This window comes from Curtobacterium sp. TC1 (assembly GCF_019844075.1).
Lineage (GTDB): Bacteria > Actinomycetota > Actinomycetes > Actinomycetales > Microbacteriaceae > Curtobacterium.
On the sequence record NZ_CP081964.1, the window covers coordinates 799931 to 814250 of the forward strand.

The 14320-nt window shown below is 67.4% G+C and carries 15 protein-coding genes, 1 tRNA gene and 1 pseudogene; 10 read left to right on the forward strand and 7 right to left on the reverse strand.

Going from position 1 to position 14320, the window contains the following annotated elements; translation table 11 throughout:
• Positions 1-59: 59 nt before the first annotated feature.
• From glp to KZI27_RS04990, 7 genes and pseudogenes are all read left to right on the forward strand, one after another.
• Positions 60-1286, forward strand: coding sequence for a gephyrin-like molybdotransferase Glp (gene glp, locus KZI27_RS04965; RefSeq protein WP_222659599.1), 1227 nt, complete (start codon positions 60-62; stop codon positions 1284-1286).
• Positions 1283-1861, forward strand: a complete 579-nt coding sequence (gene moaC / locus KZI27_RS04970) for a cyclic pyranopterin monophosphate synthase MoaC (protein ID WP_410004019.1) — start codon at positions 1283-1285, stop codon at positions 1859-1861. Before glp ends, moaC begins: the two co-directional genes overlap by 4 nt.
• Complete coding sequence (locus tag KZI27_RS04975; RefSeq protein ID WP_222659601.1) at positions 1858-2370, forward strand: molybdenum cofactor biosynthesis protein B; 513 nt, start codon at positions 1858-1860, stop codon at positions 2368-2370. The genes moaC and KZI27_RS04975 overlap by 4 nt, the downstream gene beginning before the upstream one ends.
• The gene (locus KZI27_RS04980; protein WP_410004020.1) at positions 2367-2822 is read left to right on the forward strand and encodes a molybdenum cofactor biosynthesis protein MoaE; all 456 of its coding nucleotides are present in this window, start codon (positions 2367-2369) and stop codon (positions 2820-2822) included. The genes KZI27_RS04975 and KZI27_RS04980 overlap by 4 nt, the downstream gene beginning before the upstream one ends.
• A gap of 83 nt (positions 2823-2905) precedes the next feature.
• On the forward strand, positions 2906-3304 hold the full coding sequence (locus tag KZI27_RS04985; protein ID WP_222659603.1) for a PLDc N-terminal domain-containing protein: 399 nt from the start codon (positions 2906-2908) through the stop codon (positions 3302-3304).
• 366 nt (positions 3305-3670) lie between these two features.
• Positions 3671-4037: pseudogene (locus tag KZI27_RS20435) on the forward strand (ATP-binding cassette domain-containing protein); the annotation flags it as partial.
• Positions 4038-4093: 56 nt separating this feature from the next.
• Positions 4094-5440 carry an ABC-F family ATP-binding cassette domain-containing protein gene (locus tag KZI27_RS04990; protein ID WP_410004040.1) on the forward strand — a complete coding sequence of 449 codons (1347 nt, stop codon included), beginning with the start codon at positions 4094-4096 and terminating at the stop codon, positions 5438-5440.
• A 6-nt stretch (positions 5441-5446) separates the two neighbouring features.
• Here the strand turns inward: KZI27_RS04990 and KZI27_RS04995 are convergent, their stop codons facing one another.
• Entirely contained in the window at positions 5447-5887 is a 441-nt protein-coding gene (locus KZI27_RS04995; RefSeq protein WP_222659607.1) for a VOC family protein, read from the reverse strand.
• Positions 5888-5897: 10 nt separating this feature from the next.
• A complete protein-coding gene (locus tag KZI27_RS05000) occupies positions 5898-6392 on the reverse strand; it encodes a MarR family winged helix-turn-helix transcriptional regulator (protein WP_222659609.1) in 495 nt (164 codons plus the stop codon).
• A gap of 79 nt (positions 6393-6471) precedes the next feature.
• On the opposite strand from KZI27_RS05000, the gene KZI27_RS05005 reads away from it, so the two are divergent.
• Positions 6472-6543: transfer RNA gene (locus KZI27_RS05005), tRNA-Gln, on the forward strand.
• A gap of 249 nt (positions 6544-6792) precedes the next feature.
• Here the strand turns inward: KZI27_RS05005 and KZI27_RS05010 are convergent.
• Both KZI27_RS05010 and KZI27_RS05015 read right to left on the reverse strand, forming a co-directional pair.
• Entirely contained in the window at positions 6793-6975 is a 183-nt protein-coding gene (locus KZI27_RS05010) for a hypothetical protein (protein ID WP_222659611.1), read from the reverse strand.
• Positions 6972-7874, reverse strand: a complete 903-nt coding sequence (locus KZI27_RS05015) for a hypothetical protein (protein WP_222659613.1) — start codon at positions 7872-7874, stop codon at positions 6972-6974. Before KZI27_RS05015 ends, KZI27_RS05010 begins: the two co-directional genes overlap by 4 nt.
• 439 nt (positions 7875-8313) lie before the next feature.
• On the opposite strand from KZI27_RS05015, the gene KZI27_RS05020 reads away from it, so the two are divergent.
• Positions 8314-8805 (forward strand): hypothetical protein, encoded by a 492-nt coding sequence (locus tag KZI27_RS05020; RefSeq protein ID WP_222659614.1) that lies wholly within the window; start codon positions 8314-8316, stop codon positions 8803-8805.
• A 185-nt stretch (positions 8806-8990) separates the two neighbouring features.
• On the opposite strand, the gene KZI27_RS05025 is transcribed toward KZI27_RS05020, so the two are convergent.
• A complete protein-coding gene (locus KZI27_RS05025; RefSeq protein ID WP_222659616.1) occupies positions 8991-11075 on the reverse strand; it encodes a CHAT domain-containing protein in 2085 nt (694 codons plus the stop codon).
• A 428-nt stretch (positions 11076-11503) separates the two neighbouring features.
• Here KZI27_RS05025 and KZI27_RS05030 point away from each other — a divergent pair, with 428 nt between their 5' ends.
• A complete protein-coding gene (locus KZI27_RS05030; protein ID WP_222659618.1) occupies positions 11504-11791 on the forward strand; it encodes a hypothetical protein in 288 nt (95 codons plus the stop codon).
• A gap of 280 nt (positions 11792-12071) precedes the next feature.
• Here the strand turns inward: KZI27_RS05030 and KZI27_RS05035 are convergent, their stop codons facing one another.
• Entirely contained in the window at positions 12072-12530 is a 459-nt protein-coding gene (locus KZI27_RS05035; RefSeq protein ID WP_222659620.1) for a PIN domain-containing protein, read from the reverse strand.
• Positions 12527-13747, reverse strand: a complete 1221-nt coding sequence (locus KZI27_RS05040) for a hypothetical protein (protein ID WP_222659621.1) — start codon at positions 13745-13747, stop codon at positions 12527-12529. The genes KZI27_RS05035 and KZI27_RS05040 overlap by 4 nt, the downstream gene beginning before the upstream one ends.
• Positions 13748-14320: the final 573 nt, after the last annotated feature.

Below are 14320 nucleotides of genomic sequence, written 5' to 3' on the forward strand. Positions count from 1 at the left end.
ACTGACGCCGGCCCCGGACGAACCGGGAGCGGCGACACCATCCCTGTTCGGAGGCACCTGTGCGAACGATCGGTCAGCACCGCGACGACCTGGCGGCTCTGCTCGCGCCGGTGGTGGCGGGCCTCGGGGCCGCGTCGTGGCGGATCGACGACCTGGCCGTCGACGGCCGTGCCGGACACGGGTACCGCGTGCTCGCTGCGCCCGTCGCCTCCCCGGTCCCGTTGCCGCCCTTCGACAACAGCCAGATGGACGGGTTCGCGGTCCGGGTGGCCGATGCCGGGCAGGACGTCCGGGTGGTCGCGCCCATCCCCGCCGGGGTCGTCCCCGCACCGCTCGGTTCCGGCACCGCCGCACCGATCATGACGGGCGCGCGGATCCCCGACGGCGCCGATGCGGTCTTCCCGGTGGAGGCCACGTCGCCGGGGTCCTTCCCGGCCGCGCTCGACCTGGGGCACGTCGCGGTGCCCGCTGACCTCGTGCCCGGCACCTTCGTGCGAGCGACCGGCAGCGACCTGGCCCTCGGTGCGTCCATCGCTCCGATCGGTGCGCCGATCACCCCAGCCCTGCTCGGCGCGCTCGCGTCCGCCGGAGTGCCCACCGTGCAGGTCCGCCGCCCGTTGCGGGTCCTCGTCGTGTCGACCGGGTCCGAACTGCAGGGCGCCGACGCCGACGCGGCGACGATCGGCGACGCGAACGGCATCGCACTGCGGGCGGCGCTCGCCGAGGTCGGAGCTTCGTCCCGCACGGTCCGGGTCCCCGACGACGTCGACGCGTTCGTCACCGAGCTCGACGACGCCGTGGGCGAGTGGGCCGACCTCGTGCTCACCACCGGGGGGATCAGTGCGGGCGCGTACGAGGTCGTGCGGCAGGCACTCGAACCCCGCGGGCTCGCCGTCACCCCGGTCGCGATGCAGCCCGGCGGGCCGCAGGCGTTCGGCAGCGTGGTGCTCGCCGGTCGCCCGGTGCCCGTGGTCTCGTTCCCGGGCAACCCCGTGTCCGCACTCGTCTCGTTCGAGGTCTTCCTCCGTCCGCTGCTCGCGCCCCTCGTCGGACTGCCGGCCGATCGCGCCGTGCTGCACCTGCCCGCGGCATCGGCTGCGCAGTCACCGGGCGGCAAGCACCAGGTGCGGCGTGGACGGGTGGCCGACGGGGTCGTCCACTTCGTGGGTGGACCGAGTTCCCACCTGCTCGCGCACTACGCGGCCGCCACGCACCTCGTCCACGTCCCGGTGGGGGTCGACACCGTCGAACCCGGTGACGTCCTGACCGTCTGGAGTCTCCGATGACCGAACCCGTCGACACGACCGACGTGTCTGATCCGTCCGACGTGTCTGATCCGTCCGACGCGGCCGATCCGTCCGACGCTGCCGAGCAGGCCGACGCTGCCGAGCAGGCCGACCTGTCGCACGTGCGCGCTGACGGGTCCGCGCACATGGTCGACGTGTCCGCGAAGGACGTCACCGACCGCTCGGCGACCGCCACCGCCACGCTCGTCACCCGGCCCGACGTCGTGGCCCGCATCCTCGACGGCTCCCTGCCGAAGGGCGAGGTCATCGGCACCGCCCGCATCGCCGCGATCATGGCGGTGAAGAAGACGTCCGACCTCATCCCGCTCTGCCACCCGCTGCCCATCGCCGGCGTGCAGGTCGACATCACCGGTGCCGACGACCGCGTGCTGATCGAGGTCTCGGTGCGCACGACGTCGCGGACCGGTGTCGAGATGGAAGCGCTGACCGGCGCCAGCGTCGCCGCACTGACCGTGTACGACATGGTGAAGGCCGTCGACCGAGCGGCCTCGATCACGGACGTCCGGGTGCTCGAGAAGCACGGCGGACGGTCCGGGGACTGGAGCAACCGATGACCTCGCAGCCGACCAGGGGCCGTGCCGCCGTCGTGGTGGTGTCCACGCAGGCCGCCGCCGACCCCGCACTCGACCGCACCGGGCCCGTCATCGCCGGGTGGCTCCGCGAGCGGGACTTCACCGTCGCCGAGCCCGTGATCGTCCCCGACGGCGGGGCCATCACCGAGACCGTGACCGCCGAACTGCTCGCCGGAGCCCGGATCGTCATCACGACCGGGGGAACCGGCGTCACCCCGACCGACCGGACGCCAGAGGCCGTCGCGCCCCTCATCGACCTGGAGCTGCCGGGCATCCTCGAAGAGGTCCGTCGTCGGGGCCTCGCCGGAGCCGGTCCGACCGCACTGCTCAGCCGCGGCATCGCCGGCATCAGCACCGGTGGATCCTTGATCGTCACCCTGCCCGGGTCCCGCGGCGGCGTCGCGGACGGACTGGCCGTACTCGACGGGCTGGTCGAGCACGTACTCGCGCAGGTGCACGGCGAGGGCCACGCGCCGCGGAGTGCGTCGTGACCGCGTCGCCGGCTCCGTCCCCGGCACCGGATGCACGCGTCGTCCTCGCCGACGTCGTCGATCGGGGGATCACCGTCGACGAGGTCTCGGCCGTCGTCGCCACCGACCAGGACGGCGCCGTCGTCACCTTCGCCGGCGTCGTCCGCGACCACGACGGCGGCAAGGGCGTCACCGCGCTCGACTACGAACGGCACCCCAGCGCCGGTGACGTCATCGCCGAGGTCGCCCGCGCCGTCGCCGATGCGCACCCCGACGTCCGGATCGCCGTGCTGCACCGCGTCGGGGCCCTCGGCATCGGGGACGTCGCGCTCGCCGCAGCGGTGGCGTCGTCGCACCGGGCGCAGGCGTTCGCGGCGTGCGGCGAGCTCGTCGATCTGGTGAAGGAGCGGGTGCCGATCTGGAAGCACCAGCGGTTCACGGACGGGTCCGACGAGTGGGTCGCTGCCCTGTAGGACGCCGACCCTGTGCACCTTCGCAACCGCGACGCTCGTTCGGGGCATGGTGAGACTCCAAGCGGATCCATAGAATCGCGAACATGAGCGTCTTGCTGCCCGGGATCACCGTCATCCTGCTGGTCTTCGCCCTGATCGACATCCTGACCAAGAACGACGACCAGATCCGCGGCCTGCCGAAGATCGCGTGGGTGATCCTCGTGATCCTGGTCCCCGTCGTCGGCAGCATCGTCTGGTTCGCCATCGGCCACGACTGGGCACCGGGCGAAAGGAACCACGGCCGCTACATCGAGCCCACCCGTCACGAGGACCGGTACGCCACCCTCGGCGTCGCCCGCAGTGCCCACGGCGCGAAGCGCGTGACCAGCACGGAGCAGGAGCTCGCCGAGCTCGAACGCGAGATCGAGTACTGGGAGGCGCAGGCCCGCTTGAAGCGCGCGAAGGAAGCCGCGGGCGAGGGCGACGCCGCACCCGCGAACTGACGCACCGCCCAGCGGAGCCGAGCCGACCCCCGCGAGCTGACCCGGGCCTCCAGGCCGACGCGCCGGCGCACCGGCGCACCGGCGCACCGTGCGCCGTCTGTCGGCTGGTGCGAGGTTGCGCGCTCCGTGCGCCGCTACAGGCTCGCACCGAGCGGGCAACCTCGCACCACTCGAACAAGCGCGCACCGTGCGACCAGAGCCAGCCAACCACCCCGACCACCGGCCCCGCACCGACCACCCCGCCACGCCGCCTACCCTTGACGCGTGGCACATCTCCTCGGCGCCGAGAACCTGCATCTCGAGTTCCCCACCAAGGTCGTCTTCGACAACGTCACCCTCGGCATCGACGAGGGGGACCGGATCGGCGTGGTCGGCCGGAACGGTGACGGCAAGTCGACCCTGCTCGCGCTGCTGTCCCAGCGCCTCGAACCCGACGACGGCCGCGTCACGCACCGCCGTGGGCTGACCGTCGGCTACCTCGACCAGCGCGACATCCTGCCCGAGGGCGCGACGGTCGGCAGCACCGTCGTCGGTGACCTGGAAGAGCACGAGTGGGCCGGCGACCCGAAGATCCGCGACGTCATCGGCGGTCTGGTGTCGGACATCCCGTGGGACGTCAGCGTCGACGAGCTGTCCGGTGGCCAGCGCCGCCGTGTGGCACTCGCGCGGCTGCTGGTCGGTGACTGGGACGTCCTGTTCCTCGACGAGCCCACGAACCACCTGGACGTCGAGGGCATCCAGTGGCTCGCCGAGCACATCAACCGTCGCTGGTCGTCGAACCAGGGCGGCATGGTGGTCGTGACGCACGACCGGTGGTTCCTCGACGCGGTGTCGACCGACACGTGGGAGGTCCACGACGGCGTCGTCGACCCGTTCGAGGGCGGCTACGCGGCGTACATCCTGCAGCGCGTCGAGCGCGACCGGCAGGCCGCCGCCAGCGAGCAGCGCCGTCAGAACCTGGCCCGCAAGGAGCTCGCGTGGCTGCGCCGTGGCGCACCGGCCCGGACGAGCAAGCCGAAGTTCCGCATCGACGCGGCGAACGCCCTGATCGACGACGTCCCGCCGATCCGCGACACGGTCGCGTTGGCGAAGACGGCGACCGCCCGCCTCGGCAAGGACGTCGTCGACCTGCTCGACGTCAGCGTCTCGTTCGACGGCACCCAGATCCTGGACCGCATCGAGTGGCGCATCGCACCGGGGGAGCGGACCGGCATCCTCGGCCCGAACGGTGCCGGCAAGTCGACGCTGCTCAACCTCGTCTCGGGCACGCTCGCGCCGACGAGCGGACGGGTGAAGACCGGCAAGACGGTGCAGGTCGCGGTCCTCGACCAGCAGCTCGCCGACCTGGCGCAGTTCGCGGACGACCGGGTGCGCGAGGTCGTCGCCCGCAAGAAGACGAGCTACGTCGCCGACGGCAAGGAGATGACGCCGGCGCAGCTGCTCGAACGCCTCGGTTTCACGGCGGAGCAGCTCTCCACGCCGGTCAAGGACCTGTCCGGTGGACAGAAGCGCCGCCTGCAGCTCATGCTCATCCTGTTCGACGAGCCGAACGTGCTGATCCTCGACGAGCCCACCAACGACCTCGACACCGACATGCTCGCGGCCATGGAGGACCTGCTCGACACCTGGCCGGGCACCCTGCTGGTCGTCTCCCACGACCGGTACCTGCTCGAGCGCGTCACCGACCAGCAGTACGCCGTGCTCGGCGGCCACCTGCGACACCTGCCCGGCGGCGTCGACGAGTACATGCGGCTCCGTGCGGCCGGCACCGGTGGTGGGACTGCTTCTGCGGCTGCCGCCGCGTCTGCCGGGAGGCCCGACACGGCTGGCGGGACCGGTTCGGCCGGTGCCGTGGCCGGTTCCAGTGCGTCGGCCGGTCCCGGCGGGTCCGCTGCGGCCGCCTCGGGCTTGTCGGGCGCGGAGCGTCGGACGGCCGAGAAGGAGATGTCGGCGCTCGACCGGAAGATCGCGAAGGTCGGCGCGGACCGGAAGAAGCTGCTCGACCAGTTCGCGATCCACGACCAGTCGGACTACGGCGGGCTCGGGGAGCTGCAGGCGAAGCTCGCGGCGCACGAGGCCGAGATCGAGCAGCTCGAGGAACGCTGGCTCGAGGTCGCGGAGCTGCTCGGGGTCTGAGCGGGTCTACTCCGCTGGCTTCGCGTCCTCGGGGGCGCCGCCGCCGGGGTTCGCGACGACCTCCCACAGGTGCCCCTCCGGGTCCTGGAAGAAGCCGGACCACATGCCCCACGGGCGTGTGTACGGCGCCGCGAGCATCGTGGCGCCGGCGATACGGGCCCGGTCGAGGAACGCTTCGGCGTCGGCCTGACTGTCGACGAAGTGCCCGATCGTGGCCGCAGGGCCGTCAGCGAGGGCGACCCCCGAGTCCTTCGCCATGTCGTCCCGCCCGTAGACGCTGACGATCAGGCCGTCGTCGAGGGTGAACATCGCCGTCGTCCCGCCCGCCTGGGTCTCCGTCGCCGGGTACTCGGTGCCGATGACGCCGCTGCCCTCGATGCCGAGCAGGGCGCGGTAGAACTCCGCCGATCGTGCGACGTCGGCGACGGCCAGGGTGATCGCGTGCATGGGCCGGAGGCTAGTCCCCGAGGCCCAGGATGAGTCGTCGGAGCAGCCCGGCGAGCTGGTCTTGCTCGTCATCGGACACCCCGGAGAGGATGTCCCGCTCGGCCGCCAGCAGGTCCGCGATCGCGGCGTCGACCGCGACCCGGCCCTTCGTCGTCAACGCCACGAGGATGCCGCGACCGTCCTTCGGGTCCGTCCGCCGACCGACCAGGCCCCGCGCCGCCAACCGGTCGACCCGGTTCGTCATCGTGCCGCTCGACACCAGGGTCTGCTGGAGCAGGGTCTTCGGGCTCAGCTCGTACGGCTCGCCCGCACGCCGCAGGGCCGAGAGCACGTCGAACTCCCACGGCTCCATGTCGCCGGCGTCGAACGCCGCGCGCCGGGCACGGTCCAGGTGCCGGGCCAGCCGGTCGACGCGGGACAGGACCTCGAGCGGGCCGAAGTCCAGATCAGCACGTTCCCGACCCCACGCCGCGACGATCCGGTCGACCTCGTCCTGGTGCGGCATCCCTCCATCTTGGCCGAACCCGGGGCGGACGGCCAGCCTCGTCGGTCGTGGGAGGATGGACAAGCACCCACGGGTGCGTTCCGCCTTGGTGTAATGGCAGCACGACGGCCTTTGGTGCCGTTAGGTCCGGGTTCGAATCCTGGAGGCGGAGCCGGGGGGGGTGATCGGACTATTGGTGGATCTCGTTGTGAATATTGCCCTCGTCTGCGATGCCGCAGCGCGCGGACGGTCGTCGGAGCGGTCAGGGTGCCTGAGTTGCTCGCCGCCGAGGTGCGCGCTCGCTTCCTTCTGAACGAACGAAAGCCCCCGACCCGGTTGAGGGCAGGGGGCATCGCGGCAACTGGGAGACGTTGCCGGGCGAAGTTCTTCGTGTTCGGTTCTGGGAGGGGCAGCGGCCGCGCTAGGCGATGAGTCTGAGTTCGTCTATCTCGGCGAGCCTGTTGAAGGCATTACGGCGGTCGTGTTCCTCGACAGTGAGCTTCTCGATCCCAGACTCGAAGAGCGCTGCGCCCGCGGCCGCCTGCTGCCCGAACGCGAGCAGCAGCTCCGGGCGGCACGATTCCGTGTCCTTTGAGTGCGTCACCGAGCTTCGCGGGCTTCGGCGAGGATCCGTCGACGGTGCGCGGAAGCGTTCATCGTCGGAAGGTGCCGCAGGGATGTGACGAGGTGCTCGGGCTTGCTCAGACCGGCGGCAGCCATGAGGTCAGCGCCGTGCGTGCCTGCAGCAAGGTGCGTGGTAAGCCAGCTAGCGCGCATTCGCGTCGGGACTGGCTTCGGCTCGTTGCCGAAGTCGGTGTGATTGATGAACGGCGTGACAAAGTTGTAGGTCGCCTTCTTGTTGGCCCCGCCGAGCACCCATGCGTCGTCCGGCACGTCCGCGAGAGAGTCGATGAGGAGCTGCTCCCATCGTTGAAGCACGGGCACCAACCTCAGCGTCCCACCGCGTACGTCAACGAGCGCTCCGTGCCGGTCGACGCGCACGTCGCTACGGTGCAGGTGCTGCATCTCCCACGGATCCAGCCCAGCACCTGCACCTAGGGCAAGGACTGCACCAGCACCTCGACGTCGCAGTGCAGTTGACTGACCACGTGCCCAGGACTCGAGCAGGTTCAGCTCGCGGTCGGTGTACGGGCTACTGACGGACTGCCCGTTCAACGGCGCAAACTCGATCGGACCCTCGTCGGGGAGGACGACCTCCGAGATCCGGAGCAGGAAGGACCGGTAAACGCGGAGAGTCTTGTCCTTGAGGTTGAGGTCGTCGCGAGATATATACCGGCGGATCAGCACCGGGTGAAACACGTTCGCGACCTTCTGCATCCCGTTGACGTGGACGACCCAGTCAACGTACGGCGTCACCGCGACCATCAGCCGTTCAGCAAGGTAGGCACACGCGGGCGCGACGACCGCGACAGCGTCCAGCACGAACGGCTCGATGTTGGCCCACCGGTCCGCGGGAACCGACTGGTTCCGGTACTTCCGCATCGCGTGGAGGGGCTCTGGGCGAAGCTGCGCGACAAGAGTCCCCTTGTCTGCGTTCGAGCTTCGGGCCCCGAGCGTTGAGTCCCCGAGGATGAGCGGCTCGGGTTCCCAACATTGGACGTGCGAGCAGTGCTCGACGAGACCTCGACGTGGGAACGGCCGACCGAAGGCGGCGCCCATCGGCCGCCCCAGGGCAGTCGCGGACGTGACAGTCTCCTGGCTCGGCACGACGAGGTGCTCAGTTGAAATCGGTGAGCGGAGCGCCGCTCGAACGACGGTAGGGAGCGAAGGCATGCCACGGCTATGCCTGACGGTCGGACTCTGACGTGAGGAACGCCGAGAAGTAGACCGACACGGCCTTGAAGGACCGCTCCTAGCCGACTTCCCCAGCTGGTTTGGGCGTGACGGCATAGCTCCAGGACAACGACTCCTGGAGGACTCATTGGACTACCGCACCGCTACCCGTGAAGAACGAGCCGCCGAGTTCATCAACTTCGCGACGAAGCTACACGACAGCCGATACGACTACGCGCACGTTCCGCTCAGCTACGTCAACGGCGATACCAAGGTCACCATCATCTGCCCCGACCACGGGACCTTCGAGCAAACCCCGCGCGAGCACCGCCGAGTCCGCGAAACGCCCTGGGGCCAGCAGCGCGGCCAGGGATGCCGAAGCTGCAAGGGCTTTCGCAACGCCAACCAGGAGTTGCGCACGCAGCGTTTCATCCAACGTGCAACCAACCGGCACGGCGACAAGTACGACTACGCGAAGGTCGTCTTCATCGACCAGAAGACTTACGTCACCGTGATCTGCCCGCTCCACGGGGACTTCCAGGAACGCCCCGACAACCATGTGGCGGAGGGCTCGGTCGGCTGCAAAGACTGCCGTCGCCTGGTCCGAAGGGCAACCCGATCGAGGACGAAGCGGAAGTAGTCCGTTCTCGGCCGGAGCCACTTCCACTTCGAGCGGGCACGGGAGAGCTCGTGGAGCTCAACACCATCCCGGTGGCGTTCCCCGGGATGTTCTCGCGGTTTAGGATCGGCCGTGGTACAGCCCGACCGATGTCCTACGCCGCGACCCCTTGCTTCAACGCGTGATTCAAGCGAAGGGCCGGCGTCTCACGTGGCCCTGAGTCGCAGGAGCGATGGACGGCCGACCATCGTATACATCAGCGATTCACGTCGGTAACCCGGGTTGCGGAGCCAGTTCCGGACTCGCTCCACGTCGCCCTGCAGCCCGGCGATCACCAGTAGGCGCGCTTCCGCATCGGCGTAAAGGACCGACGACCGCAGCGGCACCCCGTAGTCCCCAGTCATGAAACGTTCAATTGGGCTGCGGCCATTCACGCGCCTGTGCGACCAGTCCAGTAGCCGGGGGTTGGTATAGGTCAGGTCGATCACGACGTTGCTTGTTTGCACGCGGTGCCACACCTCAGACACGTCGGTCGCCGGCTCCGAAGCCTCATCCCCGACGGCCAGCGACATGTAACGGAGCAGCCGCGACACCAGTTGCGAGTTGTGCCAGACATCGACGGGAACAAGTGTGGTCAGAACAGCAGTGGCACCCGCGGCGAGAAGGAGATCGCCGACGTTGACGACACCGCCGCCGCGCGGCGAAGTGTGGCAAGCACTCAGAATCACGAGGGGCGGCATGGGCCCGAGGTCCTCGCCCATGCTGTGCTCATCTCCGATGACGACCCCCGCGACATTCGATGCGGCGTCGTGGAAGCCGTGCGCACTGAGAACGAGCACGTTTGGCCGCACGGAGTCGATCGCGCTGCGCAGCGCCCCTTTCGTCAGCGTCTCCTGCAGGTGGACTTGCACGCCGACCGGCCACTCCTTCGCCTCCTGCGCGACGAGGTTCCAGGCGCTCCTGCTCGCTCGCCCCACTCGATCAGAGTCGGGAATGCATTCAGCGATGAGGACGGTGAAGCCGGAGGCGAAGTTGTGAGACGCGTGCGGGCCAAGCTCGCTCTGCAGTGCACGAGTGAGCGGGTTCACCGTGTGGTAATTGATCGGCAGCATGGCTGATAGCGGCGCGGAGTCTCCTGGCAGCGTCAGTAGACCGATTGGGAAGTTCGAGAACACTTCCATTGATGACGCGAAGCGGATCGCAGTCGTCAGGTTGTCGGTCCAGAGCGATTCGGCAGCGTCATCCAGCCGCTGCTGCACCCGCAGCAGCGCCGATGGCTTTGCCTGATCGGCCCACGCTTGTTCGAGCGCCGCCAACGCGTGGAACACCTTCGGATCGAGGACATCTTCAAGGAGGATACCCATGCTGTCATCGCTGGTCGCCGAGTGAGCGACGAGAAGCGCACGCACATCGGGATAGTCATCGCGGAACGCGACTTCGGAGACGCCTTCTGTGGTCGTAGCGAATCGGAGGTATCGGGACGCCGTGCCGGAGATGCTGACCGTCAGGCGAGGACGCGTCAAAGGTGTCTGCAGGTGCAGCGCAGCAGGGAGGGCCAGCGCGACGTCGGCGTCCGACGGGTCGTCGGGCAACTCCTGCTCGAGTTGCGCCAACGCGTTCAAGTGGCGCCGCTGTTGCCAGAGGTCCCGAGCGGATCCTGCCGGCTCCGACCACGATGGCGCCACCGGGTCCACGGAACCCATGAGCCGACGGAGCCGCAGCAAAGGCAGGAGTGATCCGTCCGCAGGGATAGGCCATGTCCACGTCAGCGGCGTCGGGTCAACGTGTGCACGCTCTGGCCAGTCCACAGACCATGCCTCCGTGAGCTCCCGCCAATGATCATCGAGCAGCACCTGATTCGTGGCCCCGAAGGTGATCGGCGAAAGTGTCGCTCCGATGGTCGCACTCGCTGCAGCTGCCGCCGGCATGGCAGCGGCGTCGGCGATGATCAGCGTCGGGTCGTAGGCGCTGGCAAGCACCCGCATCAGATCTAGTTTCTGGAGGAGTGTGTCCGGTATCAGGGCGATCGTGTGCGGGTGAGGAGTTCCAACCGGCCCAGCCTGAATCGCTCCCAGCGATAGGTCGAGCGTCTCGAAACGCGTTTTCGGCAGATGTAGGGCGTACCAAATACCGCGGAGGGCTGGTCGAAGCGCGTCATCGAAAGTCCCTCCAGGCGGTGCATCCTCGAGAAACAGCGGTTGGAACTCTTCGCCAGCGCTTCCGAGCGGAGCTGCAACGATATAGAGAGGAGTTGGCGCATGTACCGCGCCATCATCGTTGTTTCGCGACATGACCTCACCCCTTCACCGCTGCCCAACTCCAGCACGGAACGTGGGCACCATCCTTTCAGTGGAGCGGCTTCCGGCGCTCGAGACATCCGCGTGGCGCCCGAAAGTCCTCACACTCAGTCACTCGAACCCACTGCTCGAGGTGTGCTAGCTCCGGCACCAGGACTCGCTAGTCTGAGGTTGCACGCCGGATCGCGATGAGCGGCCACACATCGACTCCATACGAGGACTGCGTGGGGCCGTGACGATGACGTCACCGACCTGCGCCGGCTCACCGACAGGCAAAAGCACGCTGAGACCGGAGATGTCGTAGTCCGCGACCACCTTCCCCACCAGGACCGCGACCGCGGCGGGCTTCCGATGCTTCGTCGCGTTCGTGTAGTCGGTAAGGAGCCTGAGGGGGGGCGTTCCACCCCGGTCCACTCGAACGGTTGCAGGGCTCGCAGCTTCTGGGTGAGGATGCCGTCGCTGCCGAGGAGCGGCAGATCCCGGCGCCACTCGTGGTTCAACCACTTGTCGAAGTTGGGCAACGTGTCGGTTACCGGCATCTCGAGCGCGCGGCTCTCCGCCTCATCGAGGGGCCGCCCAAGAGCGTGCTCGACTTCCGCGTACACGGCATGCCCGAGCAGGTTGCGCAAGGCGTTCAGGATGTCGGCCGCGCCGCGGCTGACAGCAGCGGGGATCGGCTTCACTCGCTCGATGATCACGCGTATCAGTGAGCCGTCGACCTCTTCGCGCAGATCGAACGCTCCGTCGCGAGAGTAGTCCTGCAGCAGGACTGCCACCGCGTGCAGCTGATCGTCGATGTGTCCGAGGGACTCGAGCACGTGCGTCTGATGGTCGGGCAGCCACGAGAGAGTCTCTGCGTCCGAGGTCGAGTGCGTTGGTGGCTGGCCGTGCGGAGCGGGGGTCACCGGACTCATTCTCCCTCGACTGCGCATGACGCAAGGGCGCTGTAATCTAGCCGCTACCTTTCAGCAGACAGGAGTGTCGCCATTGTTACGGACTCCATCGGAGTTGGTCATCAATGAGAGAAGCAAACTCAGTATTTGTGAGGACCCGTATGCCGAATTCCTCGGCCTTGTCTCGGACGGCTTGGTCGGCGGTGACAACCAACCATTCTGGCGCATCTAGGAACTGACTATCTTGTTCCTGCAGTTCGAGTGCCGAGGCGACGACGAAGGGGTCCGCATTGCCACGATTCGCGTACAGATCGACCAGCCGGATGTCGCTCTCCGGAACGGTGCTCATCACTCGAGCTAACCAGTAGAGAGTCCGTGGAGAGACTGGCTGCAGAAGTTCCCGGAGCGTGGTCACGTCGGGGAACCCTTCGGCTTCGTGCAGTACTTCTTCGGGGATGACCACTCGCTCGAGAAATACTGGACTTTGGCGCCTCCTCATCCCAATCTGGCTCAGAGCATTGGTATCGATGACGTAGCGCTCCCCGAATAGGCTCATTGGACTGCGCTCCGAAGGTCGTCGATCTGCGACGGTTTTAGGTGGTTGAGGCAAACCGCGCGGCAGAAGTCTCCCTGCGAGATGCTGGATGCGTCGAGGGCGCGTAACATCCGCACCGTCAGTTCCCGACCGTTGTACTTTCGGACGGCATTCTCGGGAAGGATCGGGCTGCGCGGGCCTCCCTTCGGCAAAGCACGAAATTCGTCACGGAGTTCGTCGAGGTACCGACGTGCCGTGGTTCCGCTGATCATGCCCAATCGAGACGCTCGCACCGTGACGGCACTCGCCGTCACCTTGAAGCGATCCGACGCTCGTTTCATGTCATCGAGGGACGTCGGAGCGACCGTCCTAAACCGGTCGGCGGGCATCAACATCGCGCCAGCGACGTCGTATTCGTACCCCGGTTCGGTCTCGACGCTTCCGCCGTCCCAGGTCATCGGAGCGAAGATTTTGCGCGCGACCAGCACACTCATCAACGCCAACGTGAAGACGGTTCTGCCGACGGGCTCCTGATCGTCGGCGTGGTCCCCTCCGGCGAGGAAGATGAACGGCACCTTGTTGTCTCGGATGGTCATCCCGCTGAAATGCACATGCGTCAGCCGCTGCGGCATGTAATGCTGCACGCTGCGAGACACCAGGACTTGGTTCGCTTCGAGGTGGGTGATGAGGAGCTCGAGCGCTTGCTCCTTCGTACGAGTTGCGCCGATTGTATCCGCGGAGAGTCCGAGCGCCGTCATCAGCTGCGTCGCATCCGAGTCAGGCGAGTGCCGCTTACCCGGCAGGGAACCGACGATGCTGTTCCGGACGAGTGTCGGGTCGTGCTTCTTGACGAGTTGCTGCTTGCGGATGAGGTCCTTGACAATCAGCTCTACGTCCCGAAGCTCAACCCGCGCGCGAGACCCAATCGAGAAGGTATCCCTACTGAGGCCAGCCAAAAGTTTCTCGGTTTTTGTCGCGACTTGACGCTGCACCAACGGAAGCGGTGCGAAGAAAAGAGAATACGGGATGTCACCTCGCTCAGCGAGGAACTTCAGCTGGGAGAGTGTGATGTGGCCGGTGCGGATTGCATCACCGTAGCCCTTGTAGGTACCCGCCACTGAGTTGTCAAGCAAGGTTGTGAACAGTTCCCGACTAACGGGAGTCACGGTGCCGCGAATCAGCACCTGGATGACACGTTGCGTCGCGTCCGTGGGCGGCTCTGCTTCAGTCGACGTCACGCGGATGTTCCTCCACCCCTGGCTCGCGTATTGCTCTGCACACTGTACTCATTGCGTGTGCCTCGATGGTCCGTCAGCAGCGTTTGCTCGACGCGTTGTCGTCGACCGGTCGAGGCTGCCCTTCGCTCAGTCGCAGTTTCCGGACCTGCTGCTCAATCGTCATGACGCAGTACCCCGAGCATGACGCGGATCAGAGGGCGATGGGAACGGGTCAGTCCGTGTCGAAGCTGTCCGAGTCAGGCTGGTAGGGCACGATGCGGTCTCGGCCCGGCGCACGCTCCGGGGACTATGGGTCTAGCGGGACGCGGAGGTGTTCATTCGGCGTGAGATCGCATTCGCGTGGCAACCAGAGGAAGCTAGGTGACTGCTCCCTGATTTCTTCGATCGCGTGGAGCGCCGGGCGGAGTTGTGCGACCGCGTCGTTGATGGTGACAAGTTGCTGCTCGTACACGTCAGCGCGATACCAGTGTGGTCCGACCGTGCCAGGCATGTGTTCGTGGAAGTGGGCGTGGGCGGGCCAACTGCTCCATCAGCACTGGAAGCCGTTTGCGTGATGTCGATCGTCCATCCGAG